Raw genomic sequence first — 24,756 nt, forward strand, 5'->3', positions numbered from 1 at the left:
TTGCTATGGTCTATAAGCAACGAAGCAGCAAACCAGATGCGGGTTACCAAGTTAAAGGCGGTAATATTGGTTTAGCACTGGCCGCCCTGTTTGGTGTGCTTATTATTAGTGCTCAAGGTTTACAAATGGCGGGGCTTATTCCAGCGATTGGTTAAACAACTAATCAAATCAAAAAAGCACCCGAGGGTGCTTTTTTGTGTCTGGTTTAAGGTGAAATTAAAACACCATCGCCTTACCGCGGCCAGATGCTTCAGAGGCTGCATCTAATTTACCGTCTTTATTAATGATCACATGTAAATCACCAAAATGGCGCTCATCAAGTGTATAACCCATTTTCTCAAGGGCTTTAACAACCTTTGGTTCAAGACCTGTGTGGTATCTAATCACATTTTTAGGCCATAATTGGTGATGAAAACGAGGACTATCTACAACCTGTTCGGCGGTCATATCAAATTCAATGGCATTTAAAATAGACTCATACACAGAGCTAATAATCGTGGTACCGCCCGGCGAACCAGTTACCATTTTAACTTTGTTATCTTGAAGTAGAATGGTCGGTGTCATTGAGCTTAGCATACGTTTATGTGGTTGAATTTCGTTAGCTTTACCACCAATTGCACCAAATACATTCATCACACCTGGCTTGGCACTAAAGTCATCCATTTCATCATTCAAAATGAACCCTGCACCAGAAACAACAACGCCACTACCAAAGCTCAAGTTTATCGTGGTGGTATTCGCTACCGCATTGCCCCACTTATCGAGAATAGAAAAGTGCGTTGTTTGTTCACTTTCGTGTAAACCAGGTTTGATGTTCTCGGTAGTTGAAATGGCATCTGGACGAATTGTACTTGCTCGCTTGGCGAGATAATCATCTGCAAGCAATGCAGTTTTTGGCACTTCATAAAAATCTGGGTCGCCTAAATATTCAGCTCTGTCGGCGAATACGCGTTTACCTACTTCAGCCAAAATATGGACATAGGTTGTTGAATTGTGCTCAAGTGTTCCTTTTGGCTTTGCAAGGTCGTACATTTTTAGCCACTGTAAAATAGCAATACCACCTGAACTTGGCGGTGGCGATGTGAGCACTTCGTAACCACGCCAGTTACCCTTAATTGGTGTACGCGATTTAGCTTCATAAGCTTTTAAGTCTTGCTCAGTAATAATGCCACCATGTTGCTTCATAAACGTCGCAATGATTTTCGCTGTCTCACCTTCGTAAAAGCCTGCTTTACCTTGGTCACGAATACGCTTTAATGTGGCGGCAAGTTCTGGCTGCTTGAAAACCTTGTTTGCTTTGGCATCAGCAAAGTAATCTGAAAAGTTAATGTTAACCGACTTCTTAGCCATTCGCGCAATGTAACGCTCAATACTAGCGGCTAATTTTGGATGAACCACAAAACCTTGCTCAGCTAACTTAACTGCAGGCTCTAGCAGAGTCTTCCACTCTAAACTGCCGTGCTTTTGATGCGCAAGCCACATACCTGCAACACTGCCCGGTACACCACTTGCGTGAATACCGTATACCGACATGTTATCGATGACATTTCCTTTTTCATCAAGATACATATCTCTGTGTGCAGCAGCTGGAGCCGTCTCACGGTAATCAATAAAATCACCCTTGCCATCTTTTTGGATCAGCATAAAACCGCCACCGCCAATATTACCGGCTTCAGGTAAAGTAACTGCTAATACGAACTGTGCAGCAATTGCTGCATCAACTGCATTACCACCCTGCTCTAAAATGGCACGAGCGGTGTCGCTGCTGTAACTATCAGGCATAGCCACAGCTGCTTGCTTAGCAAGTAGTGACTGATGACAAAATAATACGGCTACGAAACATAATCGCGCTGCATACTTAACTATATGAGTCATAGAACTTCCTTTTTTATTGATGAAACTTTCACCCATTTACGCATGTTAAAGCTGGTTGGGTCAATCAGTTGTGTTCAAATGGTGTTAATTGCTCTTTTGGACAAGAGTAGAGCACCGCAGGTAATTGGCCGTGCTCATCTGTATGGTTATAGTTTTTAATAAATTTAAGCCCCAGCTTTTCCATCACTTTAATAGAGCCGATGTTATCCTTCAGTGCTGTCGCTGAGAGCGATTTAACTGTTGGATCCTGACATACCGCATGGGCAACAGCTAATGCTGCCTCAGACGCATAACCTTTACCCCAGCTCATTTGTTTAAAGCGCCAACCAATTTCTAAATCACTGTAATCGGGCTGTTCAAAAAAGCCCATAGGCCGTACTAATACCCAGCCGATAAATGTATTGCTCTCGATGATATTTACCTGCCAAAGCCCCCACCCTTTTTGCTCATTACGATATGCATCCAAGCGTGGAATGAATACCTCTTTGATAGTCTGCATACTGGATATTTTGCCACGAGTTAGATATTTCATTACCTCTGGGTCGTTATCGAGCTCATATAAAAGCTCGGCATCATTGCCATCCATTAATCGAAAACTTAAACGTGTTGTTCTAGCTATGTTCATTTTTATTTGTTTATACTGCTTGTGGAGTTGGATAACCATTAGAGAAAATTATGAAAAAATTAGCAAGCTTAGTTTTATTAGGCTGTATAGCCTTAACAGGATGTGACGATGCCGAGCAAGCAAAGAAAGATGCTAGCGAAGCAAAAGAAGAAGTAAAGCAAGCTCTTAATGACGCTTGGGGCGACGTAAAAGACGCCACCAATGAGTTTAATGATGACTCGCTGCAAGAATTACTCGAAGAGAGTAAAAAAATGGGCTTAAACATGTATGACGACGGTAAAGAGATTGCCTTAGACGCATGGATTGAAAGCAAAGAAGCAGCAGGTGAACTTACCGAAAAAACCAAGCAAAAAGCAAAAGAACTGGCTGAAGAATTAAGAGAAGCGCGCGAAAAGCGCGAACAAGAGAAAAATAATTAAAAAGAAAGGGCAAGTATTTACTTGCCCCTTTTTTGTTAGTAATTAAAGCTCAAATTCTTTTTTGAATTTTAAGCCAAATTCGCTGCGGTCGTTGCTGCGCATCACGCCAACAAAGCCAGATTGTTGTAAGCGACCTACATCATAAACTTCGTTTAACACGTTCTCACCGTAAAGAGTCACTTCAAAGTCACCGTTCGGATTTAAGTAAGAGATGTTAAAGCCAACTAATTCACGTGAATCAATGTGTTCACTTTGGTTGAAAACTGATTGACCTTGCATATCGCTACGGTAAGAGTAGTTTGCGTTTACTGCCACTGTGCCACCGTTACTTAAATCAATGAAATAAGAAGGTGCGACCATCACAGTCCAACGTGGTGTTAGTGCTGGTGAATCACCTTTACCAATACCTAATACACCGTCATCTACTTCTGTGATTTCTGAATCTAGGTAACCAATAGCACTACGTAGCGTAAAGTCATCAGTAAATGCAATTGTTGTCTCAAGCTCGATACCTTGTGCTTTAGATTCACCCGCATTTTCTACGATAGTAACGAAACCGCCACCTGCAGTTGGATCTGAGAATGGTAATGCAAGGTCTGTGTAGTCAGTAACAAACACAGCAAGCATCATAGATACATCTTCATGTACCTGACCTTTAAGGCCTAGTTCGTAGTTAATAGCTTTGGTTTCATCGAAAGAAACAAATTGATCAGGACCACCAAATGGACGCGGTGGGAAACCACCTGTTTGATAACCTTTTTGGATTTGGCCATACACGTTCATGTTATTGCTAAGCTGGTACGACGCATTTAAATCCCATGTTACTGCATCAAAATCAGCACTTACGTATTTACGTGTCGCAAACGTTGGGAACAAGGCATCGGCTTCTTTTTTATCTTTCGAATAACGTAGACCACCGCCCACCGTTAAATCGTCGCTTAGGTCATAGCTTGCATTGATATAAGCCGCGTATGAGTTAGTCTCTTGGTTGATATCAAAGTAACCGTAATCACCAAACGACGCGGTAGTACCATCATTTAAAAGGCCATCTGGTGTGTTGAATGGGCTAAATACGAACGGACCAGAACTTGTGAAGCCATCTTCATTAAAGAAGTACAAACCAGACACAAAGTCCATGTTATCGAAGCTACCGTTTAACTGGATTTCGAATGAATACTGATCTGCACCACCTTCTTCAGGGAATTCAGATAAGTTAAGAGCTACAGCGTCATCATCAAGACCACCTTCATATTCTGAGCTACGGTAGCTAGTGATAAACTTAGCTGTGTAGGTATTATTGATGTCCCAATCAGCGGTTAAAGACGTGCCCCAGCCTGAGTAAGCTGTCGACTCAATACCAGCTACCGTTGATGCTAAATCATCAGGATCGCTTGGTAACATATCTTCTGTTAGTAATGGGAAATCACCATTGAATGGGTCATTCGGATCCAGTGGCGCTGTTAATTCAATTGTGTAGGGTGATTGGCCTGATTCGTTATCAACACCATCAATTGAGAACACAAAAGATAAGTCGCTGCTTGCTTGCCATTTAAGCGCCATACGACCGCTTAACTCTTGCTCTTCACCGATTTCTTTTTCTGGGTTAGCAAGGTTAATCGCTTCACCTACACCATCGCGTTGCTTATAAGACACGCTTGCAGACATGCTTACAGTGTCGGTGAGGCTGTTATTAAAGTAAACGTCACCCGCTAAACGGCCACGGCTACCTACTTTTGCCGTTGTCGTTACAATGCCATCATCACCTGGTTGCTTAGTAATAATATTTACAGCACCACCTAATGTGTTACGACCGTACAAAGTACCTTGTGGACCACGTAACACCTCTACACGCTCAACATTTGGTAATGATAAGTTTGAGCCCATTTGGCGACCAAGGTAAACACCGTCTAGGTAAACACCCACGCCCGGATCGGTTGTGATCACGTGGTCTTGTAAACCAATACCACGAATAAACACGGATGCATGGGCCGCATTACCAACGCCATAACGGGTGATGTTTAGGTTAGGTACGTATTTACCAATGTCTTCTAGGTTGCTCATGTTTGCTTTATCAATCAGGTTTTCACCGATTGATGTCACCGCTGTTGGCGACTCAAAAATGCTTTCTGTACGCTTACGCGCTGTTACTTCGATTTTCTCGAAAGCATCTTGTTTAGCAGAGGTTTTTTCTTGCTCAGCAAACGCTGAAGTAGATAATGCAGCAACAATGGCCACAGTTAACTGTGAGAGATGACGTAATTTCAATTAAAACTCCAAAGGATACCGTGTGTGTATTTCGCCCATAAATTTCAGGCATAAAAAAAGACGCTTAGCTATAAGCATCTTTCCTCTGGAAGGGTATTATATGTCAGTTTTGTGAAAACATGTATAATTATTTTATTTTTTATTAATTTTAAATAACATCCTCCTTAATATGTATTACAAATAGCATAATTTTACCCAAAACAACTCCTTCCTTGATCTCACCATTCAGTTGCATGCAAACAGACAAGGTTAAAATTTTTAGAAAGTAAACCTGTAGCGCTTAGCTAAAAGCAATTAAATCTTCATTAACTCCTCTTACTTTTGATTTAATAACAAACAATAAATAGTCTATGCTTTTAGTTGACCCCATTTTGCAAGGAGCAAACTTTGAAATTACCTACCCCTTTGCGTGTTGCCATTTTAACCGCAGCCACTGCGATTTCACTTACAGGCTGTCAACTCACCTCTAGCGAACTACCTGCTATTAGCGATACAGGTACCAAGCATATTGGTCATGTAGTTTGGCACGATCTTATTACCCCTGATTTAGCACAATCTAAAGCCTTCTATGGCGATGTGTTTGGTTGGCAGTTTAAGCAGGTTAACGACAGCTATTTACTCGCTACCTCAGACGGTCAATTAATTGCAGGTATGGCTGAGCTTGATAATAAGCAAAATGCCAGTCATTGGCTGAGCATGTTAAGTACTGACAATATCGCTGCAATAAGCGAAAAAACAGTCTCAGCTGGCGGTAAAGTTTTAATTGCTAGTACAGAAATTAAAGGACGAGGCAGCATAGCAGTATTAGAAGATCCGCAAGGCGCGGTATTTTCTTTGATCAACACAGTTAATGGTGACCCAGCTGCTACATACAGTGATAATCGTTGGATATGGCAAGAAGTCTGGACTGACAACCCTGAGCAAAGTCAGTCTTTTTATCAATCGCTTGGCAATTATTCTGTTCAGACCAAAACACTGGGTGAGAATAACTATAAATATCTAACAGCCGATAATAAACCGGCTATTGGTTTTGTTAAAAAGCCTGACACTAACATTGGCAATACCTGGGTTAACTACATTAAAGTTGCCAATATTTCCGACACACTCCTTAAAGTAAAAGCCGCAGGTGGTGTAGCTCTTATGGCGCCGACTCAACAAGTGCGAAATGGCAGTGTAGCCATTATTCGTGATCCTGCTGGCGCAGGTATTGTAATTCAGGAGCAAATGTAATGAAAAAACGCATTCTAAAAATAGCCACGGTAGCAGCCACCTTAGTGCTACTAAATGCATGCACACCTTATGCTAGCCTTGATATTAATGCCCCTTTTAAAGTTGGGCCTGTCTATGTAAACCCAAGTATTGGCATTGGCGGGACGCTTCAAAAATAAAAGTCTCCGCCCTTAATTAATGCTTTATCTTTAAACGCTGGACGTGCGAAAGCACGTCTTCAGCTTTTGCACCTAAATAAACATAAATAGCTAAAGCCAATAACAGCCCCGCCACAGCAAACATCATCAGCACAGCAGGAATAACATACTCAGTTTGACCAAGCGCAGCCTTGAACATAGTTAATAATGCCTCAATCGATACTGCAATCAGAATAGTTGAAATAAAACGCGTGATAGTGCGGCGAGTCGAGCTATGGCGGAAGATATCTTTATGCATCAAAATTTCTTCCTCGAGAATTGTTTTTCCTAAATCAAAAATGGCTAATGCAAGAGTAACGAAAATGATGATTGTAAAAGGTTTTAATGGATCAGAATGAGGTTGCTCACTCATTAACAGTTCTAGCATACCGATGAATACTTGATAGAGTAAATAAAAGACTAAACAAAACAAACAACCAACAATTAAGCCGTAGCCAGCTTTAAAGTAAGCGGTCATGCTTGCACGTTTAGTATCACCCATAATAAATTCAACCAGCTCAGTTAAGCAGACATCTATCACAAGAAAATAATGGCCCCCTTGTTTCTTTTCGACCGGTTTAATTGCAGAAATACATAAATGCCTAGTTGCTGTCGAGATATAAGGAGAGGTGAAATGTGCCTCAGGAGTGCTCGACACTAATAAAAAATAAGGTCTAGCGCTTAAATCCTGCCCTGCTCCTTTATGCGCCAAATGCTTCTTGTACTGACGTTTAAAGCAGACATTATCACCGAGCTGAATACCTTGCTCATTTAAGCAATACTGTAACTCTAAGAACGGATACTGTTTTACAAGTTGCTGATAGTCTTGTTCGTTGGTAATTGAAGCTTGCACACTCGCTAAAATAGACAGTAGTAAATTGTGTATCAGCAACTGTTGTTCTTCATATCGCTCAATTGCACTGAGATAACTCATTCTCGCCATCTTTGTATCCTTAAGAGAATAGATACAACTAAGTAAGCAAGGTGTGCTCCAAGTTTAAAAAACGATAATAATCAGCTTGATATAAAAAATGACGATATAAAATTAGAATAATGGCACTAAAAAAGTGCATCGTGTGTTGTATAAAGCACTAAAACGAAAAAAGCCGTAACACACTGTGTTACGGCTTTTTAATTTTGGTGCGGATGGGGGGACTTGAACCCCCACGGCCGAAGCCACCACCCCCTCAAGATGGCGTGTCTACCAATTCCACCACATCCGCATACAATTCTGTATGTTGTTAAGCTTTTTGTTTACTTGAGGAATGAAAACAGCTTAACAGGTATTAGCCTAAGCCAATTAATTTGGTACGTCAGAGCTCTTTTCCTCTGTTACCGGCACATCGTTTTGTGCAGGAGTAACAGTTTCAACAGCTGGCGCAGCTTCTAGGTTTTCCCACTCATCAGTCTTTTTAATTTGACCAGCTGTTAGGTTGCCTAGAACAATACTTAGCACAAAGAAAATTGTTGCTAAGATTGTGGTTGTTTTAGTCATGAAGTTACCAGCACCAGATGAGCCAAACACGGTTGCAGAAGCACCTGCACCAAATGATGAACCCATATCTGCGCCTTTACCTTGTTGGATTAAAACCATACCAACTAGAGCTAAAGCAACAATTAAATAAACTACTAATAAAATTTCGTACATCTTATACGGTCCCTTTTGCACTTTCGCAGATTGCAGTAAATGAGTCTGCTTTTAGACTTGCGCCACCAATTAGGCCACCGTCAATATCTGGTTGTGCAAATAATAATTCGCTATTTTTTTCATTCACGCTACCACCATATAAGATGGTTAATTGCTGCGCTAAGTCATCATCTAAAGAAGCAATTTTCTCACGGATAAACTTATGAACAGCTTGCGCTTGCTCAGGTGAGGCAGTCTTACCTGTGCCAATGGCCCAAACGGGCTCGTATGCTACCACAGAATTCTTCAGTGCTGCTACACCTAATTTGTTAATTACAGCATCAATTTGTGCTGCAACTACTAATTCGGTTTCATTTGCTTCACGTTGCTGTTCACTTTCACCAACACATAGTACCGGTGTTAAACCAACATCTTGCGCACGAGCAAATTTATCTGCCACAACCTCATCTGATTCGCCATAAATACTACGACGTTCAGAGTGTCCAACAAGTGTGTATGTTGCACCTAAGTCTTTAACCAGTTGCGCATCTACTTCACCGGTAAATGCACCTGCTTGGTTCTCAGAAACAGTTTGTGAACCAACCACAACATCTTGCCGAGTTACAGCGTTAATTAATGGGAATGGTGGAAAAACCACAATATCAAGTTCATCCGATTGAACATCTTTAATAGCGCTAGATAGCTGTTCAACAAGCTCTAATGAGCCGTTCATTTTCCAGTTACCTGCTACCATCGGCTTACGTGTTGCCATATTTCCACTCCACATTAGAAAGCGGGCAAGATACTAACTCGACTTGCCCTAAGTTACAAGAGGTTATTGTTATACCACGGTTTGTTTGCTCACAGATTCAACAACTGCGGCAATTTTTTGAGCACTATCAAGGACAATTTTCTCTTGCTCAGCTTCAACCATCACGCGAACAACAGGTTCAGTCCCTGATTTTCGTAGTAACACTCGTCCTGTATCTCCTAGTTGCGCTTCAACTTCAGCAACCATATCGATAACAGCCTGAGCTTGTGTTGGATCTGTGCCCTGAGGGTAACGTACGTTGATCATTTTCATTGGATATTTTGTAAAGCCAGCGCCTAGATCTTGTAATGTTTTATTTTGCGCGACCATAGCTGCGAGTACTTGTAAGCTCGAGATAATACCATCACCCGTACTGATCAGGTCTAAATTCAATACGTGTCCTGAACTCTCACCACCAATTTTCCAGCCTTTTTCTTGTAAAAGCTCCATCACGTAGCGATCGCCCACTTTACTACGAGCAAAACCAATGCCGCGCGCTTTTAGGGCATTCTCTAGGCCCATATTTGACATAACGGTGCCAACAACACCACCACCTAGAATATCGTCATTAGCAGCTTGGCATGCAATGATGTAAACAATATCATCACCATCAAAAACTCTGCCATTATGATCAACCATCATTACGCGGTCACCATCACCGTCATAAGCAATACCCACATCAGCATTATGTTCTAATACTTTGCGTTTAAGAGTTTCAACATGGGTTGCACCACACTCTAAGTTGATATTTACCCCATTTGGCTCGCAAGCATGACAGATAACCTCTGCGCCTAGCTCACGCATTACCGAAGGAGCAATGTGGTATGTAGCGCCATTGGCACAATCAAGCACAATTTTTAACCCTTCTAATGACAGGCCTTGTGGAAATTGGCTTTTACAAAACTCAATATAGCGACCATCCGCTGTTTCTAAACGACGAGCTTTACCTAGTTTGTCTGAGGCAACACAGGTCATAGGCTCATCCATCATAGCTTCTATTTCAAGCTCAACTTCATCAGGTAGCTTTAAGCCTCTGCTTGAAAAGAATTTAATACCGTTATCATGATATGGATTATGCGATGCACTAATTACAATGCCTGCTTCAGCACGGAATGTTTGGGTTAAATAAGCAACAGCAGGTGTCGGCATAGGGCCCAAAAGAACAACATCAATACCCGCCGCAATTAAACCTGCTTCAAGCGATGTTTCCAGCATATAACCTGAGATACGAGTATCTTTACCAATTATAACTTTCTTGGTGCCAATTTTTGATAGTACACGACCAGCAGCCCAGCCTAGTTTTAAAGCAAATTCAGGGGTGATTGGAAACTCCCCAACCATGCCACGAACGCCATCCGTGCCAAAATATTTTCTTGTTTTACTCATTTGTAATTCCTTTCTTACATGCTTGCCATACGCTAAGCACATCGACTGTTTCTAATACATCATGTACACGAATAATTTTAGCGCCATTTTGGGCCGCAATTAATGCTCCCGCTAAGCTACCTGCTAAACGCTCACTCGTGTCTCTTTTTAATAAGTTACCTATCATTGATTTGCGTGATAAGCCTGCTAACACTGGTAGATTAAATTGATTAAACTCATCAAACTTATCAAGGATTTGATAGTTATGAGCCAGTGTTTTTCCAAATCCAAAACCTGGATCCAGTATAATTCGATGTTTCTGAATACCCGCTTGCTCGCATGCTGCAATACGCTCGGCAAAAAAACGATTTATGTCTGCAAATAAATCAGTATATACCGGATTACTTTGCATAGTTCGTGGCTGCCCTTGCATGTGCATTAAACAAATAGCCACATCTGGGTACTCAGCAAGTACATCTATAGCCCCAGGTTCTTGCAACGCTCTTACATCATTTATGATATCAGCACCGGCAATAATCGCTTGACGCATCACTTCGCTTTTACTGGTATCTATAGAAATAATGCAATCGCTACTTTGCCTAAGTGCTTTAACCAATGGGATTACGCGTTTTAGCTCTTCATCTAAAGACACATCAGGTGCGCCTGGGCGAGTGGATTCACCACCAATATCAATAATTTTTGCGCCTTGATTTAGAAGAGCTTGCGCTTGTTTGACAGCGCTGTCGAGCTGACAGTAATTGCCGCCATCTGAGAAAGAGTCAGGGGTTACGTTTAAAATCCCCATTACAATAGGGTCGTCGAGGTGTAAAGTGCGACCTCGGGGTAATTTAATAGCGGTCATCGATCACCTTTACTGCTTCCATGGCAAAAAATACAGTATTGTTTTCTGCTACAAAAAAGCCCCGGCATGCGGGGCTTTTGCTTTTTCTATTTTAGCGATTATTCAGCTTTGTCATCAAGGTTTGTTTCATCCTTTTTTACTGAATCTTCGCTTTTTGTCTCTTCGGGTGCCGATTCTACTTTCGGAGCCGAAGATTTTTTGTCATCTGGACGACGGTCATGAACATCACGAGGTTCACGAACTGGCTTACGAGCCATTAAGTCATCAATCTGACCAGCATCAATCGTCTCGTACTTCATAAGTGCATCTTTCATCGCATGAAGAATGTCGATATTATCTTTTAATATTTGCTCAGCACGTTGGTAGTTACGGTCTGAGAACAAACGCACTTCACTATCGATAACTTTAGCTGTTTCATCTGACATGCTCATAGCACGGCTACCACCGCCACCCATGTACATTTCGTTTTGATCTTCAGCATAAAGTAATGGACCTAGCTTTTCACTTAGACCCCACTGAGTAACCATTTTACGAGCAATATCAGTTGCACGTTCAATATCGTTACTTGCGCCCGTTGTTACTTTGTCTTCGCCATAGATTAAAGCTTCAGCGATACGGCCACCATAAAGGCTCGAAATCATTGACTCCAGCAGCTCTTTTGAGTGACTCACGCGATCTTGCTCTGGCAAGTACATAGTAACACCCAGTGCACGGCCACGAGGGATAATCGATACTTTATACACAGGGTCATGTTCAGGCACCATGCGACCAACAATCGCGTGACCCGCTTCGTGGTAAGCAGTCATTTCTTTTTCTTGCTCACTCATCACCATGGTCTTACGCTCTGCACCCATCATGATTTTATCTTTTGCTGCATCAAACTCTGCCATGCTTACAACACGCTTGTTACCACGTGCAGCATACAGCGCAGCTTCGTTAACTAAGTTAGCAAGATCAGCACCAGAGAAACCTGGCGTACCACGTGCAATTACAGCCGCTTCTACGTTGTCACCTAGTGGTACTTTACGCATATGTACTTTTAGGATCTGTTCACGTCCGCGAATGTCTGGTAAACCAACAACAACTTGACGGTCAAAACGACCAGGACGTAATAACGCTGGGTCTAATACATCAGGGCGGTTGGTGGCTGCGATAACGATAATACCTTCGTTACCTTCAAAACCATCCATCTCTACAAGCATTTGGTTAAGTGTTTGCTCACGCTCATCGTGACCACCACCCATGCCGGCGCCACGTTTACGGCCTACCGCATCAATTTCGTCGATAAAGATAATACACGGTGCGGCTTTCTTCGCTTGCTCGAACATGTCACGTACACGTGATGCACCAACACCAACGAACATTTCTACGAAATCTGAACCTGAGATTGTGAAAAACGGCACTTTTGCTTCACCTGCAACGGCTTTTGCAAGTAACGTTTTACCTGTACCCGGAGGACCTACCATTAGTACGCCTTTCGGGATGCTACCACCTAGCTTTTGGAATTTAGATGGGTCACGTAAGAAGTCAACCAGCTCAGTTACATCTTCTTTTGCTTCGTCACAACCAGCAACATCAGCAAAAGTAGTTTTAACTTGGTCTTCACTCATCAGGCGCGCTTTACTCTTACCGAAAGACATCGCGCCTTTACCGCCACCACCTTGCATTTGACGCATGAAGAAAATCCATACACCAATAAGCAGTAACATTGGGAACCAAGAGATTAAAATGCTGGCGAGGAAAGACTGCTCTTCAGGCTTTACACCTTTCACATTGACATTGCTTTTTAATAAATCGTTCAAAATGTCTTTATCATACATTGGCATGATAGTTTGAAAGCGCTCACCGTTTGTTTTGGTGCCAGTAATAGTACCTGTTGTGCTTTCGATTGAAACTTCTTGAATAGCGCCGCTACGAGCATCGCTTACAAACTGAGTGTAACTTGTTTGGCGATCAACTTGATCACCACCATTAAAGCTCTGAAACACTGACATTAGCACTACTGCAATGACCAGCCAGAGTATTAGATTTTTCGCCATATCGCTCAAGGGGTTAACCTCTTGTATCCAATTAATTTAAATTCAACTTAACGCTGCACAACTGTACTACAGTTTGTAGCCTGTCGCCACTATATAAACTTCCCGAGAACGGGCACGCGAAGCATCGGGCTTTCTAATTTTTACCGCTTTAAAGCTATTACGTACATCCTGCAAGTATTGATCAAATCCTTCGCCTTGGAATACTTTGACACAAAATGCGCCGTTTTTCTTTAAAACTTGGTGACACATATCCAACGCGAGTTCTACTAGGTACATACTACCAGCTTGGTCAACAGATGTATTGCCGCTCATATTTGGTGCCATGTCAGAAAACACCACATCAACATTTTTTCCGTCAATACGAGTTAATAACGCATCAAGCACAGCTTCTTCACGGAAGTCGCCTTGCAAAAAGTCGACACCTGCTAGCGAATCCATTGGTAGGATATCACACGCAATAACTTGACCATTATCACCTACTTTTTCTGCTAAGTATTGTGACCAACTACCTGGAGCCGCACCTAAATCAACCACCGTCATTGATGGTTTGATTAATTTATCTTTGTTTTGAATTTCGTCTAATTTGAATACCGCACGAGAACGCCAGCCTTTCTTTTGCGCTTCGTGAACATAAGGATCGTCGAAATGTTCCTTCAGCCAACGCTTAGAACTGGCTGAATGTTTTTTATTTGCCATAAAATTAATACGTAACTAATTAGTAATATTCTCTAGATGGCGTTAGAATACCCTTAATTCAAGCCATATTCAGCAAAATTTGTAACAACATGAAATTATCGAACAAACAAAAGCAGTTTTTAAAAGGTCAAGCACACAGTTTAAAACCTGTTGTATTACTTGGTGCTAACGGTTTAACCGAAGGTGTTTTGGTTGAGATTGACAGCGCTTTAGACATTCACGAATTAATCAAGGTTAAGGTACCTACTGATGATCGTGAAACTAAAGCATTGATTTTTGATGCGATTGTTCGCGAGACTAAAGCAGAGAAGCTTCAAACAATTGGTCACACAATTGTACTGTATCGTCAAAGCGAAGATAAAAAAATTCAATTACCACGCGGCTAAGTGCGTATCGGCAATTTAAAAATAAAAGCCAGCGTTACTCGCTGGCTTTTCTATTTCTGAATCGATTTTATTTTGTAACCAAACATGAGTCGCTTGCTATTTTTCTGCACGAGTGTACTTAAGTACCCGATTAATGAACTCAGTAGTTAATTCATTAATCAAACCCGTTTCGGCATTCAACACTAAACTAAAGCCAATATTCAAATGTGGAAACACCACAAGATCACTACGATAACCTTGCACCCAGCCACTATGGTAATAAAGTACTTCGTCATCATAGTCATAAATACGCCACCCTAATCCGTAAAAAGCATCATTTACGTGCTCTCGCCATACTCTGCGGCGAGTTTCCTTTTTGGTATGCGTATAAGGGCGTGTTTGTTTGATCAGCGCATCCAGTGGCAGCACATCAGGGAATTGCCCTAATTGGGCGTTTAGCCATATTGCCATATCACTGGCGCTTGCATTTACACCTGCTGCCGCTGGCACCTTATAATAATTTTTCTTTAAACGTGATGTATACCAACGCTTTCTGCCACGCACATGTGGATGCGCATAGTTTTCATCTTTTACCATGCCTTCAAAACCAACGCTGGCATCATTCATTTTTAGTGGCGCAAAAATATATTCAGTGATCCAGTGGGAATAATCCATTTGAGTTGATTTTAAAATTACTGAATCAATTAAACTAAACATCACATTTTGATAGCCATAGCACTCACTAGGCTTACAAATTGGTTCTACTGCTAATAAACGTTCAACAATGTCGGGATAACTCATCCGTGACTCAATTAAGTTATCGTAGGCATTTGGCACCAAGCCACTTGAATGACTCAATATATGATAAATTTTTAAATCATCTTTGTAGACGGTATTTGAAAACTCAGGAATAAATTTACTAATTGGATCATCAATATTAAATTCGCCTTGTGCCGCAAGTTTTGCAGTAAGTGAACCTGCAAAAGTTTTTGACACCGAAGCTAAACGAAACCGAGTATGTTGGTTTACCCTGCGACCATCCTTTATTTTTGTTCGCCCAATCCCTTTGATGAAATTCTCTTCTCCTATCTTCACAATCGCCAATGAACCGCCAGGAATACCTTTACTTGTTAACTTGCGGGTTAAATATTTATTATAATCATTGACGAATGTTTGCCATTGCTGATCACTAGCAAGTGCATTCCGACTTGAAAAAAGCTGAATAAGAAGGAGAAAAAAGAAAGGAATAAAACGTAAACTGTACTTCATTAGTTATTTTTTTAAATTCGTTTAGGAAGTTTCTCATAACATAATATCATGAACTTTTGCTTCGACTAACGTACAATACGCTTAATCTTTATTTTTTATGGGTAGATTATACTATATGCGCTTTCTTTTTGTTTTGATTTTTTGTTTTATCTCAGTTGGTTGCGCTTTAAAACCAGAACCAGCACCGCTTTTAACTATGCCAAAAAAACCGACACTGCAAAGCCAATACTTTCAAATTGAGTATCAAACAGAGCACGAAGCTCCTAAAGTTAAGTCTGTTCAATTGCCAGCCCATGCCGTTAAAAAGAATCAGACTGTTACTATTATTGCCGACAAAACGAGTGTTACTGACACTCTTTATAAACAAATTTCAGATGCTTTAATCGAAAAACAATTAAAAGTAATAGAAGGTGATGAAGCTGATTACGCTTTGTCGATTCATCAGCTTGATTTAGATTTGGTTGATGATACTGAATATCAGCTAGTTAAGCCCGATAAAGCATTTCCATTGTTTGCAGATGTTGCTGCGCAATATCCAACTCAACAATGCGCGACTATTTTGGCACAAGTAAGCATGCGTCTAACGCATAAAAAGACCGGAGATGTGGTCTGGTTTGCAAAATCTTCAATCGACAGCGCGAGCTTTCACCGTGAGCCTCTTATTTATCGTGTAGAGCAACAGCAAACTATTAAAAATGAGCTAGAAGTTGCCAGCTTTATTCATGCACAAAATACTGAACAAGCTCGTCTAGAGCGCATTAACAAAAAAGTACAGGTACCGCCTTACCAAACTGTGATGCGTATGAGTTCATTAACTAAGCAACAAGGTCCGTGTAATCGCACTGAAATTAGTGCTCTAACACCTATGATGCAATATTACCTCAGCAGCATCCTGCTCGATAAAATTAAAGTACAATAACATCTAGGCTGTTTGTTTTACCCATAAACAAACAGCCTATCTTTTAGTACTCGTAACACTTTCTTACACATCTAAGCCCACACCTACATTTTTTTACAGATTACAGGAACTCGATAACAATATACTATATCCTCTTACGACATTACTTTTTCGAAACAAGGATGAGACATTGCGAGTTTACGCCACCATTTTAGTACTTTGCTTGTGGTTTTTCGCTGCATCAAGCCATGCCAGTAATCGCTATTATGCTGACAACACTTTGGAGCCAAGCCAAGGCTTTGCTTGGGACTGGGGCATTGGAGCGGGTTATTACATCGAAGACTCTTACCTAGTGGGCATGGATTCATACAATGATGGTTTTGAGCCAGACATTCACCTTGCAATATCGTATGAAAAGTTTTACCTCGATTATGACCAAAGCCAATTAAGTGGTGGCCTAACTATGGGCTATAGCTTGATTGACAAGTTTGAATGGGGTCTTGATTTAGTCGGTACAAACATTCAGTCTGGTTTTGATGAAACGGGTCTCGCCTTTTATGGTGACGATGTCATCGATGAACTAGCAGGGATAAAAAATAGAAATTACGATTTTGATGTTGGCTTGCGTTTATCTCGCCGCTTTGAAAACTCGCAAATTTCATTTGAGTATTTACAAGATGTTTCCGGCACACATAATGGCTGGGTAATGAATTCGTTTTATAGCCAAATTATTCCATGGCGAAACTGGGAGTTTCGTTCTGGTGTTGGCTTAAGTGCCTATTCTGAAGACTTTACTAATTATTATTTTGGTATTTCAGAATCAGAAGCACTTGCAAACCGCCCTGTTTATCGCCCTGATACCTCTTATAGCCTGATCTTTGAATTTCATGCCGAATATCCGCTTAACAGACATTGGGTGTTCTTAACAGGCTGGCTGTCTACTTGGTTTTCTAGTGATATTCACCAAAGCCCTATTATTTCACAACAGTATCAGCATAAAGCCAAGGTAGGCGTGCGCTATGTCTTTTAAGTATTATTTCATCATAGCGTTCGGGTTTTCTGCCTCATTACATGCGCAAGAACAACAATCCGTTGATACTAAAGCTAATGCTTTGGTTGCATTACCTGACACCTGTGTTGCACTTCGTGAGGGCAGAAGCTGTTACGCCGATGTAGACATTAGTTGGCAACAACAGAGCATAGGCAACTATTGCTTACGTAACGAACAAAGCAAACACATCATTCAATGCTGGCTGATGCAACAAAAGGGTTTATTTCGCTACGAATTCGACTCAGCAGAAACGATTGGCTTTGAACTTATTAATAGTGACAACGGCAAAGTCGTTGCCACCACTGAAATACAATTACAGTGGGTTTATAAAAATCGTCAAAAGAAACGCCGTTGGCGACTGTTCTAACCGTTTGGAGTAAATAATGGAACATTACGGAACAATATTATTAGTTGAAGATGATATTTCACTCGCCAATTGGGTCGCCGAATACTTAATTGAACAAGGTTATAAAACCACTATTTGTTCACGAGGCGACCTCGTTGTTGAGCAGGTACGTAAAACAGCTCCTGACTTAGTGTTACTCGATATAATGCTACCCGGACAAGACGGCATTAGTGTTTGTCGTGATTTAAGGCAGTTCTATCAGGCTCCTATTATCATGCTGACAGCACGGGACGAAGAAATGGATGAAGTGATTGGTCTTGAAGTAGGCGCTAGTGATTACATGATGAAGCCTGTGCGTCCTCGTGCTCTGCTCGCGCGCATAAAAGCCGCATTGCGCTCTAAAACTGACTCGCAAGATACCAGTAAAGAAAGTACCACAATCAATGTTGGTAAACTCACTATCAATACAGAATCACGTACTGTGTACTTTGGCGAAGATGAAGTTCATATTTCAAGTGCAGAATATTTATTATTACATTACCTTGCCAGTAATGCAGGCCAAGTGGTATCACGAGACGCCGTGTTTAAGGCGACGAAAGGCAGAGAGTATGATGGCTTAGACAGAAGTGTCGATGTGCTCATCTCGTCTTTACGTAAAAAGTTTAATGATGATCCACAACACCCAGAAAAAATTAAAACGATCTGGGGCAAAGGCTATTTGCTTGTTTCGACAGCGTGGCAGTAAACGCGTGTGAAAAAGTTTTACCTTTCCTTATTAGGCAGTGCACTCCTTTCAATTATCATTTTGGGTTGGCTTATTGATGCGTTCAGTCAGCAAACCCAAACGCCTCATGACGTTTTTTATAGCGAAACCCAAATGATAAAAGGTTTTGCAAAACAATTAGCAGCAATTTCACCCAGCCAACGCCAACAAGCTATCAAGCAACTTAATGATGACTTTACTGTTCAGCTGGAATACAGGCCAACTCAATCGCTTGCTTTACCTCAATCATTACTTGCACAAATTACGCAACCAAGCGGGCTAATTCTCGAAGATCAACAAGGTTATTACTTGCTTTACAGTGAACCAAACTTAGGGTCACACCATTTAAAAATGCGCTTAATGAAAGACCATAGCCATGAACAAGGTAACGATGTGTTACTAACTATGCTTTTTTATGCTGGGCTTTGTGTGTTCATGGGTTTTATCATTACTCCATTAGCTAAGCGCTTATCGGTGTTAAATGACGCGGCGCAACGTTTTGCTAAAGGTGACTTGAAAAGCCGCATTCATGTATCACATTTTACCTATATCAAGGACGTCGAGCTAACCTTTAACCGCATGGCAAGCCAGATAGAAAAGCTACTTGAAGAAAACAAGTTGATGGCGTCAAGTTTATCGCATGATATACGAACACCTATTGCCTGTTTACGGTTTGGGTTAGAGGCAGCACAAGATAGTCCAAACGAACAAAAACGTCTGGAGTACCTTGCCCGTATGGAGCAAGATCTTGATCAAATGGAGTCGATGCTAAAAAGCTATCTTGCTTTTGCCACACTAGAACAAAAAGCAAATCAGCTCACTTTTAATGAGTCAGATCTTGATAGTTATACCCTTACTTTAGTTCACCAACTAGAACCTAAACTGGAGCAACGTCAGCTTCGCATTCAGCAACAAATCGAACCTGGCTCTGTATGTGCCGATCTACACTGGTTAGCCAGAGCAATCGTTAACTTATTGAGCAACGCTTGTGATTTTGCGACATCAGAAATTCTGATTTCCGCTAAACAAGCTGGAAATCAGGTTATTTTTACAATTGAAGATGATGGTCCGGGAATAGATCCAAAAAACTGGCATAAAGTATTCAGTCCATTTTTCCAAGAGCAGACTCATCGTAATCGAGATGGTGAAAGTTATGGACTAGGTTTAGCCATTGTCGCTAAAGTTGCTGACTGGCACCACGGCACTGTCAGCGTTACAAAGAGCAAACAGCTCGGAGGCGCTTGTTTTACTCTTTCAATTCAAAATAAAAGCCTTTAAACATGTTTCAATTATGTTAATTGTCTCGTATTGTAGAGAACAATTGCACGAAATGTACGCTGACTTCAAAGATAACAATACATAGAACGAATTTGACCTAGATTAACTCTTTTTATTTGATGTTAATTCAAGTAGATTGTCAGCGCCGTCAAAGATAGAGAAGTAAAATAATATGAGCGCATCACGTGGGGAGTTCAGCTCCCGCTTTGGATTTATAATGGCTGCAGCGGGCTCTGCCGTTGGCCTAGGAAACATTTGGGGCTTCCCAACACAAACAGCAAGTAATGGCGGTGCCGCTTTTTTGGTTGCCTATTTAGTACTGGCGTTTTGTTTAGCTTATCCTGCATTAATGGCAGAGCTAGTTATTGGTCGTCATGGGCAAGCTAATGCTGTCAGTTCGCTTAGAAAAGTGACTAATCATCAGTGGCAAAAGAAATTTGCATTTATGGTTGGGTTTGGTGGCATTATCTGTGCGGGCCTTATCTTAAGCTTTTATGCTATTGTTGCAGGCTGGATGCTAAGTGCTACTTTAGAGCCTGTCGCACAGTTATCTGGACAAGCCCAAGCAAGCACTTGGTTAAGTGAGCAGTCACTATCAAGAAACTTAATATTCACAGCTGCTTTTATCATTTTGACCGTGTCTATTATTTCGAAAGGTGTAGAAAACGGCATCGAAAAGTGGTCAAAGCGCTTAATGCCTGCATTGCTAGGCATTTTGTTCATGCTGATCATTTATGTAATGACGCAAGATGGGGCTATTGCTGGCTTAAAAGCGTATTTAGTGCCTGACTTTTCTTCAATTTTAAATCCCGAGCTACTTGTTAATGCTTTAGGTCAAGCATTCTTCTCACTATCGCTCGGTACAAGTGTGATGATTATTTATGGCTCATACATCAGTAAAAAAGAAAACCTTGTATCGCTAGGTGCATATGTAACGCTTATTGACGTGTTTATTGCTTTTGTAGCCGGTTTATTAATTATCCCTGCAATGTATGTAGCACAGGCACAAGGCGTACAGATATTTTCGCCTGAAGGCGCATTACTTTCTGAAGATACCTTGGTGTTTCAGGTGTTACCTGCCCTGTTTACAAGTATGGGAGATGTGGGTATTTTTGTTGGTTTTGCTTTCTTTGCTTTGATGAGCATCGCCGCATTAACTTCATCAATTTCAATGCTAGAAGCCCCTGTGTCTTATGCAGTTGAACGCTTTGCTTTGAAGCGTGTGCAAGCAACTTGGATCATCGGCGGTATTATTGCACTGATAAGTTTTACGATTGTGTTTAACCTAGGGACACTATTTGGCTTTGTAATAACTTTAACCACTAAAATTGGCCAACCAGTTCTTGGTTTAATGTGCTGTATTTTTGTAGGCTGGATCTGGCATAGAGCATCTTTATTAAAAGAAATTCAGCAAGGCTGCCCTGATGTTGCGAATAGCTTCTTCTGGAAAGTATGGCCATGGTATATAAAATTCATTTGCCCACTTGCCATCTCACTCGTGTTTGCAAACTCACTGTTAAGTTAACACATTGCTGAGGTAGCCATTTGGCTACCTCAGACACATATCTTGATGTGGAATACCATCTTCTAAATAATCATCACCCACATTCTCAAAGCCAAACTGCTGATAAAACCCTGTTAAGTAGCATTGAGCCCCAATCATAATTGCTTTATCAGGCCAGTGTTCTAGACAGGTATCAATTGCCATTTGCACGAGTTTAGTCGCTAACCCTTCACCGCGAAATTGCTGCGCAACCAGCACACGACCAAATGCACTATACTGCTCATTTTTCTTATAACAACGTGCATAGGCTGCAAGTTGCTGCTCTCTGAATAAAAATACGTGCTGAGTTAATTCATCATTATCAACATCGTCAATTTCCGGGTAAGGACAGTTTTGCTCTACGACAAATACGTCTACCCTTGCACGTAAAATTGCGAGCAACTCATCTTTACTGAGTTCGTCATAACTTTTAACAATATACATAACGCTCCTTTTCGAAGACAAAAAACCCAGCCTTAGCTGGGTTTTAACTAACTATTCAGTCGTTAGTCATTAAGCAAATAATCGTTCAAGCTGGTCACATAACTGGGATAGATTTACGTGATCATGCTCAATAGTTAAATCCACATAACCATCACCTCTAAAGGCACGGTCAAGCTCAATTAGCACATGTGTTTTATGAGCTTCAGGCACAAATGATAATTCAATCTCTTGTAAGCCAAATAAGCTTCGACTGTTTGGTCGATATTCAAGCTCTTGGTAGCAGCCTGAATGAGATTGAAAAGTAGGTGCGCGCAAATAACCTTTTTCAACATCTGCTTTTACTAAATTAAAACCAAGCCTATCCATTGCTTCCATTAATGTACTAACAGCATCATTAGGGTAAATGTGTAAGGCATCACGATCCGTTGGGTCGAGTGCTAAATCAATATCTAAACCTGTCTCAAGCCAGACATGGGATTGATTATAGCCGGCATTGATTTCTGTTATTGGGGTTTCAGAATGTAGTCGTGCTTCAAACGGGATATGCTTTTCTGCACCGGCACCGACAATACCAATATCTGGAATACGCCATTTTTCAATGACATGATTGGTAAAATAATCACCTTCTTCGCTTTCAACTTTTACACGCGTCATAAGCGCCAAATCTAAACCAGCAATTTCTTGATCAACATCACCGCCTTTGATCACAATCATAGCGTTGAACTTTTGACCTGGTTGCAAGTGCTCTGTCTCAAGTACAGTGTCAACTTTAGCTGCACCAATACCTACTGATGCAAGGATTTTCTTAAACATCTTTTCTCCTTAAGCCAACTTTAATAAAAGACGACTTAAATTCCTTCGTTATTGCATCTTAACCACAATTAAAAGCTATTGTCAGCGAAAAAATGGTGCTTTTGACGGATTAATCAATAAATAGCGCAAATGTGTTTATTTTTTAAACTCTTCTGCTTCGATATTGTTTTCCAATAAGAAATATTTCGCTACACTGCTAACAAATGAAGTTACAAGAATAATTATGGAATTAATCTACTTTGCTACTGCGTTTGTCTGTGGCTTTGCTGTTTACCAGTTAAAGCTTCCTCCTCTTATTGGCTTTTTGTTAGCAGGCTTCGCGCTTAATTTATATGGCTATAAAACAACAGAATTACTCAATACCCTTGCAAACTTAGGTGTTACCCTGCTGCTATTTAGTATTGGCCTTAAACTAAAAGTGGCTAATTTAATCAAGCCTCAGGTGTGGGCCCCTGCTTCGTTACATATTGTAATTAGTAGTACACTGTTCAGTGCTTTCATGCTGCTGCTTGGCGCAATTGCACTGCCTTTATTCAGCGAGCTTACATGGCAAAGCGCATTGTTAGTGGGCTTTGCTTTTAGTTTCTCAAGTACAGTGTTTGCTGTGAAGGTACTTGAAGAGCGCGGCGAGATGGCCAGTCTGCACGGTAAAATCTCCATCGGTATTCTGGTTATGCAAGACATCTTCGCGGTGATCTTCTTGGCCATTAGCACAGGAAAAGCGCCGAACATTTGGGCGCTGGCGCTATTAGTTGCTTTACCTCTGTTACGCCCAGTTATGTTTTGGGTATTAAACCGATCAAAGCACGGTGAGTTATTACCTTTATTTGGCTTTTTCTTTGCCCTTGTTATTGGCTATCACGCTTTTGAATTTGCAGGCTTAAAAGGTGATTTAGGTGCATTGATAATAGGCATGATGTTCGCTGCACATAAAAAAGCGGGTGAATTATCAAAGTCTCTTCTTAATCTAAAAGATATATTACTCGTTGGTTTTTTCTTAAATATTGGTTTGAATGCAGAGCTAACTAGCCACGCAGTACTTGTTGCGCTGGTATTAGTTTTCGTATTACCGATAAAAGTGGCGCTGTATTATGTATTAACTAATGCATTCAAACTGCGCGCACGTACATCTTTGTTAAGTGCTTTTAGCCTTGCAAACTACAGTGAGTTTGGGCTTATTGTTTGTGCCGTTGCAGCATCAAGCAATATGATCACTTCAGAATGGCTTGCAGTAATGGCAATTGCTGTTTCGATCACCTTTATTTTGGCATCCCCGCTCAACAAACGTTCGAATGAAATCTACGTTAAAATTGAGCGCTGGTTACTTAAATTGGAAAGTGATACTCGGCTTGCAGAAGAGCTGCCAGTTAACCTTAACGATACTAAGATTGTGATATTTGGTATGGGTCGGATTGGAACCGGTGCTTATGAAACAATTAGTCAAACTCATCCAAACCTTGTTGCTGGTATCGATATAAAACCCGATGTGGTAGAGAAACATATTCAACGTGGTCGTCGAGTATTACTTGCCGACGCAACTGACCCTGATTTTTGGCAACGAGTAAACCATTCACATGTTGGTATGGTTATGTTGGCAATGCCTAAGCATATGCAAAATATTTTTGCCTTGGAGCAACTTCGGGCTTCAGGTTATCAAGGTCAAGTAACGGCGATAGCAAATTACCCTGACCAACAAAAAGAATTAGAAGATATGGGGGTTGACTCTACTTACAACTTCTATTTAGAGGCCGGTAGTGGCTTTGCGGAGCATGTAAAACAAAAACTTTTTTCATAATGTAAAAAATAATTCTCGGTTCCTCTAAATGGAACCGAGAATTATTTCACTATATTCAGTTAGTTGCCAAGCCTATTTTCTTACCTTTAAACCCTCGTCCCCTTACTAGGTCAACGCTATTTACAAAGCTTTACATCAACAATAGCAATCTCTACTAAAAAAAGAGTAGAATCAATCTCAAGGTACTAAGCTAAGTATCTA

24 protein-coding genes and 1 tRNA gene are annotated in these 24,756 nt (G+C 41.0%); 11 read left to right on the forward strand and 14 right to left on the reverse strand.

Going from position 1 to position 24,756, the window contains the following annotated elements:
- Window positions 1-216: 216 nt before the first annotated feature.
- Window positions 217-1,875 carry a gamma-glutamyltransferase gene (gene ggt / locus L1264_RS02205; RefSeq protein WP_199525957.1) on the reverse strand — a complete coding sequence of 553 codons (1,659 nt, stop codon included), beginning with the start codon at window positions 1,873-1,875 and terminating at the stop codon, window positions 217-219.
- A gap of 64 nt (window positions 1,876-1,939) precedes the next feature.
- Complete coding sequence (locus L1264_RS02210) at window positions 1,940-2,506, reverse strand: GNAT family N-acetyltransferase (RefSeq protein WP_135926257.1); 567 nt, start codon at window positions 2,504-2,506, stop codon at window positions 1,940-1,942.
- A 44-nt stretch (window positions 2,507-2,550) separates the two neighbouring features.
- On the opposite strand from L1264_RS02210, the gene L1264_RS02215 reads away from it, so the two are divergent.
- The gene (locus tag L1264_RS02215; protein ID WP_138556968.1) at window positions 2,551-2,919 is read left to right on the forward strand and encodes a hypothetical protein; all 369 of its coding nucleotides are present in this window, start codon (window positions 2,551-2,553) and stop codon (window positions 2,917-2,919) included.
- 42 nt (window positions 2,920-2,961) lie between these two features.
- Here the strand turns inward: L1264_RS02215 and L1264_RS02220 are convergent, their stop codons facing one another.
- Window positions 2,962-5,184 carry a TonB-dependent receptor gene (locus L1264_RS02220; RefSeq protein ID WP_199525955.1) on the reverse strand — a complete coding sequence of 741 codons (2,223 nt, stop codon included), beginning with the start codon at window positions 5,182-5,184 and terminating at the stop codon, window positions 2,962-2,964.
- A 387-nt stretch (window positions 5,185-5,571) separates the two neighbouring features.
- On the opposite strand from L1264_RS02220, the gene L1264_RS02225 reads away from it, so the two are divergent.
- On the forward strand, window positions 5,572-6,414 hold the full coding sequence (locus L1264_RS02225) for a VOC family protein (protein WP_235403605.1): 843 nt from the start codon (window positions 5,572-5,574) through the stop codon (window positions 6,412-6,414).
- Window positions 6,414-6,572, forward strand: coding sequence for a hypothetical protein (locus L1264_RS02230; RefSeq protein WP_199525951.1), 159 nt, complete (start codon window positions 6,414-6,416; stop codon window positions 6,570-6,572). Before L1264_RS02225 ends, L1264_RS02230 begins: the two co-directional genes overlap by 1 nt.
- Window positions 6,573-6,588: 16 nt before the next feature.
- Here L1264_RS02230 and L1264_RS02235 read toward each other — a convergent pair whose 3' ends face one another.
- The 8 genes from L1264_RS02235 to rlmE form a co-directional block, all read right to left on the reverse strand.
- A complete protein-coding gene (locus tag L1264_RS02235; protein WP_199525949.1) occupies window positions 6,589-7,533 on the reverse strand; it encodes a general glycosylation pathway protein in 945 nt (314 codons plus the stop codon).
- Between the two features lie 195 nt (window positions 7,534-7,728).
- A tRNA-Leu gene (locus L1264_RS02240) sits at window positions 7,729-7,813 on the reverse strand.
- A 77-nt stretch (window positions 7,814-7,890) separates the two neighbouring features.
- A complete protein-coding gene (gene secG, locus L1264_RS02245) occupies window positions 7,891-8,238 on the reverse strand; it encodes a preprotein translocase subunit SecG (RefSeq protein WP_135924084.1) in 348 nt (115 codons plus the stop codon).
- Between the two features lies 1 nt (window position 8,239).
- Entirely contained in the window at window positions 8,240-8,989 is a 750-nt protein-coding gene (gene tpiA / locus L1264_RS02250; RefSeq protein ID WP_235403606.1) for a triose-phosphate isomerase, read from the reverse strand.
- Between the two features lie 69 nt (window positions 8,990-9,058).
- Complete coding sequence (gene glmM, locus L1264_RS02255; protein ID WP_135924082.1) at window positions 9,059-10,414, reverse strand: phosphoglucosamine mutase; 1,356 nt, start codon at window positions 10,412-10,414, stop codon at window positions 9,059-9,061.
- Window positions 10,407-11,255, reverse strand: coding sequence for a dihydropteroate synthase (gene folP, locus L1264_RS02260; protein WP_199525945.1), 849 nt, complete (start codon window positions 11,253-11,255; stop codon window positions 10,407-10,409). The genes glmM and folP overlap by 8 nt, the downstream gene beginning before the upstream one ends.
- A gap of 98 nt (window positions 11,256-11,353) precedes the next feature.
- Window positions 11,354-13,294 carry an ATP-dependent zinc metalloprotease FtsH gene (ftsH, locus tag L1264_RS02265; RefSeq protein WP_135924080.1) on the reverse strand — a complete coding sequence of 647 codons (1,941 nt, stop codon included), beginning with the start codon at window positions 13,292-13,294 and terminating at the stop codon, window positions 11,354-11,356.
- A gap of 66 nt (window positions 13,295-13,360) precedes the next feature.
- Window positions 13,361-13,990, reverse strand: coding sequence for a 23S rRNA (uridine(2552)-2'-O)-methyltransferase RlmE (gene rlmE, locus L1264_RS02270; protein WP_135924079.1), 630 nt, complete (start codon window positions 13,988-13,990; stop codon window positions 13,361-13,363).
- 89 nt (window positions 13,991-14,079) lie between these two features.
- On the opposite strand from rlmE, the gene yhbY reads away from it, so the two are divergent.
- On the forward strand, window positions 14,080-14,376 hold the full coding sequence (yhbY, locus tag L1264_RS02275) for a ribosome assembly RNA-binding protein YhbY (protein WP_135924078.1): 297 nt from the start codon (window positions 14,080-14,082) through the stop codon (window positions 14,374-14,376).
- Between the two features lie 96 nt (window positions 14,377-14,472).
- Here yhbY and L1264_RS02280 read toward each other — a convergent pair whose 3' ends face one another.
- Window positions 14,473-15,624 (reverse strand): serine hydrolase domain-containing protein, encoded by a 1,152-nt coding sequence (locus tag L1264_RS02280; RefSeq protein WP_199525944.1) that lies wholly within the window; start codon window positions 15,622-15,624, stop codon window positions 14,473-14,475.
- A 115-nt stretch (window positions 15,625-15,739) separates the two neighbouring features.
- Here L1264_RS02280 and L1264_RS02285 point away from each other — a divergent pair, with 115 nt between their 5' ends.
- The 6 genes from L1264_RS02285 (at window position 15,740) to L1264_RS02310 (ending at window position 21,485) form a co-directional block, all read left to right on the forward strand.
- Window positions 15,740-16,543 (forward strand): hypothetical protein, encoded by an 804-nt coding sequence (locus L1264_RS02285; RefSeq protein ID WP_135924076.1) that lies wholly within the window; start codon window positions 15,740-15,742, stop codon window positions 16,541-16,543.
- A 169-nt stretch (window positions 16,544-16,712) separates the two neighbouring features.
- Window positions 16,713-17,552, forward strand: a complete 840-nt coding sequence (locus L1264_RS02290) for a MipA/OmpV family protein (RefSeq protein WP_235383494.1) — start codon at window positions 16,713-16,715, stop codon at window positions 17,550-17,552.
- Window positions 17,542-17,940, forward strand: a complete 399-nt coding sequence (locus L1264_RS02295; RefSeq protein WP_135924074.1) for a DUF3019 domain-containing protein — start codon at window positions 17,542-17,544, stop codon at window positions 17,938-17,940. The genes L1264_RS02290 and L1264_RS02295 overlap by 11 nt, the downstream gene beginning before the upstream one ends.
- A 16-nt stretch (window positions 17,941-17,956) precedes the next feature.
- Complete coding sequence (locus L1264_RS02300; protein WP_135924073.1) at window positions 17,957-18,664, forward strand: response regulator transcription factor; 708 nt, start codon at window positions 17,957-17,959, stop codon at window positions 18,662-18,664.
- A 6-nt stretch (window positions 18,665-18,670) separates the two neighbouring features.
- A complete protein-coding gene (locus L1264_RS02305) occupies window positions 18,671-19,960 on the forward strand; it encodes an ATP-binding protein (protein WP_199525940.1) in 1,290 nt (429 codons plus the stop codon).
- 172 nt (window positions 19,961-20,132) lie between these two features.
- Window positions 20,133-21,485, forward strand: coding sequence for a sodium-dependent transporter (locus tag L1264_RS02310; protein WP_138556975.1), 1,353 nt, complete (start codon window positions 20,133-20,135; stop codon window positions 21,483-21,485).
- Window positions 21,486-21,509: 24 nt separating this feature from the next.
- Here L1264_RS02310 and L1264_RS02315 read toward each other — a convergent pair whose 3' ends face one another.
- Entirely contained in the window at window positions 21,510-21,947 is a 438-nt protein-coding gene (locus tag L1264_RS02315) for a GNAT family N-acetyltransferase (protein WP_138556976.1), read from the reverse strand.
- A gap of 69 nt (window positions 21,948-22,016) precedes the next feature.
- Window positions 22,017-22,760 carry a sporulation protein gene (locus tag L1264_RS02320; protein ID WP_199525938.1) on the reverse strand — a complete coding sequence of 248 codons (744 nt, stop codon included), beginning with the start codon at window positions 22,758-22,760 and terminating at the stop codon, window positions 22,017-22,019.
- Between the two features lie 223 nt (window positions 22,761-22,983).
- Here L1264_RS02320 and L1264_RS02325 point away from each other — a divergent pair, with 223 nt between their 5' ends.
- The gene (locus L1264_RS02325; protein WP_199525936.1) at window positions 22,984-24,555 is read left to right on the forward strand and encodes a cation:proton antiporter family protein; all 1,572 of its coding nucleotides are present in this window, start codon (window positions 22,984-22,986) and stop codon (window positions 24,553-24,555) included.
- Window positions 24,556-24,756 lie beyond the last annotated feature (201 nt).

This window comes from Pseudoalteromonas sp. APAL1, from assembly GCF_021532475.1.
Taxonomy (GTDB): Bacteria; Pseudomonadota; Gammaproteobacteria; order Enterobacterales; family Alteromonadaceae; genus Pseudoalteromonas; species Pseudoalteromonas lipolytica_C.